This window comes from Streptomyces sp. B1866 (genome assembly GCF_031932565.1).
Classification (GTDB): Bacteria; Actinomycetota; Actinomycetes; order Streptomycetales; family Streptomycetaceae; genus Streptomyces.
Map to the genome: position 1 here is coordinate 1 of NZ_JAVSCF010000592.1, position 550 is coordinate 550.

Here is a 550-nt window from a genome sequence, read left to right on the forward strand (position 1 = left end):
CCGCGCGGGGCAGCGGCCGCCCGCCGCAAGCGCCCCCGCCGCCGGGTGGAGTCCGGCCGGGGAGTCCGGCCCGGGGGAGCGGGGAGTGCCGTCGCGGGAGCGGCGGCCGGGCGTCCGCGCGGCCCGCGTTCGCGTGCGCCGCGTCCGCGTGCCCCGGGCGCCGGTGCTACGGAAGGGGCACCGGCGCCCGGAGGGCCGTCGCCGCCCGCGGGACCGGGGCGGTCAGGCGCGGGCGATGACGTACCGGAAGACGTTCGGCATCCACACCGTGCCGTCCTCGCGGCGGTACGGGCGCAGGGCCGCGCGCATCCGCGTCTCCACGCGCGCCCGGTCGGCGGCCCGCTCGGCCGCGTCGAACAGGCCGGTCGACAGCAGGCCGCGCACCGCGCTGTCCGCGTCCGCGTACCCGAACGGGCAGGCCACCCGCCCCGAGCCGGCCGGCCGCAGCCCGGCGTCGCGAGCCAGGTCGTCCAGGTCGTCCCGGCCCGACAGCGGGCGCGGCCCGGGCGCGTCGGCCGCGCCGCCGCCGTCGCCCGAGGCGGCCCGCAGC

1 pseudogene is annotated in these 550 nt (G+C 83.5%); it reads right to left on the reverse strand.

Annotated elements, in window-relative coordinates:
* Nucleotides 1–222: 222 nt before the first annotated feature.
* A pseudogene (locus RKE29_RS30340) lies at nt 223–550 on the reverse strand (SAM-dependent methyltransferase); the annotation flags it as partial.